Here is a 1,346-nt window from a genome sequence, read left to right on the forward strand (position 1 = left end):
GGGGGAGCGGGGGGGGGGGGGGGGGGCGGGGCGGGGGGGGGGGGGGGGGGGGGGGGGGGCGCCCCCCCCCCCCCCCGGGGGGGGGGGGGGTTTGGCCGGGGGGGGCGGCGGTTTGGGGTGGGGTGAGCCAGTAGGAGTGTCGTTCGAAGGGGTAGGTGGGGAGGTGGGGTTGGTGGGGGGTGGGTGTGGTGGTGGGCCAGGTGATGGTGTGGTGGTGGGTGTGGAGGTGGGCGAGGGCGGTGTGGAAGGCGTGGTGGTCGTCGTGGTCGCGGTGGAGGGTGTGGGTGATGCAGGTTTTGGTGGTGTCGGTGGTGTCGGGGGTGTCGGTGGGGTCGGTGGTGTGGGTGGTGTGGGTGGGGATGTGGGGGGTGAGGGTGGGGTGGGGGGTGAGTTCGAGGTAGGTGGTGGTGTGGGTGGTGGTGTGGGTGAGGGCTTGGTGGAAGTGGACGGGTTCGCGTAGGTGGCGGGTGAAGTGTTCGGGGGTGAATTTTTCGACGACTGTGGTGGTGAGGGTGGAGATGACGGGTGTGGTGGGTGGGTGGTAGGTGAGGGTGGCTGCGGTGGTGTGGAAGTCGTCGAGGACGGGGTCCATGTGGGGGGAGTGGAAGGCGTGGCTGGTGTTGAGCAGGCGGGTGGGGATGTTGTGGGTTTTGAGGTGGTGGTGGAGGTGGGTGAGGGTGGGCAGGTCGCCGGCGAGGACGTGGTCGGTGGGGCTGTTGTGGGCGGCGATGGTGATGCCGGGGTGGTCGGCGAGGAGGGTTTGGAGGTGGTTGTGGGTGGTGTGGGTGGCGAGCATGCCGGTGGTGTGGGTGGGGAGGGTGTGCATGAGGCGGCCGCGGGTGGTGATGAGGAGGGCTGCGTCTTGGAGGGTGAGGGTGCCGGTGAGGTGGGCTGCGGTGATTTCGCCGATGGAGTGGCCGATGAGGTGGGTGGGGGTGGGGCCGAGGTGGGTGATCTGGTGGTAGAGGGCGGTGGTGAGGGCGAAGAGTGCGGGTTGGGTGTAGTCGGTGCGGGTGAGCAGGGTTGCGTGGGGGGTGCCGGGTTCGGCGAACATGACTTCGCGCAGGGGGGTGTCGAGGTGGGGGTCGAGGGCGTGGCAGGCCTGGTCGAGGGCGTCGCGGAAGACGGTCCAGCGTGGGTGGTGGTAGAGGGTGCGGGCCATGCCGGGGTACTGGCAGCCCTGTCCGGGCAGCAGGAAGACGGTGCCGCCGGTGGTCGGGGTGTGGTGGCCGGTCACGAGGGCCGGATGCGGCGCTCCCCCCGCGAGCGCGTGGAGCGCTTCGTGGGCCTGGGCGCGGTCGCGGGTGGTGATGACGGCGCGGTGGGGCAGGGCGGCCCGCACGGCC

At 71.4% G+C, this 1,346-nt stretch carries 1 protein-coding gene; it reads right to left on the reverse strand.

Annotated features, from left to right (window positions below):
• A partial coding sequence (locus ACFW2E_RS46980; protein WP_384478326.1) for an acyltransferase domain-containing protein occupies positions 1–1,237 on the reverse strand: 1,237 nt, incomplete at its 3' end.
• Between the last annotated feature and the right edge of the window lie 109 nt (positions 1,238–1,346).

Origin of the sequence: Streptomyces sp. NPDC058964 (genome assembly GCF_042741275.1) — a bacterium.
Classification (GTDB): Bacteria; Actinomycetota; Actinomycetes; order Streptomycetales; family Streptomycetaceae; genus Streptomyces.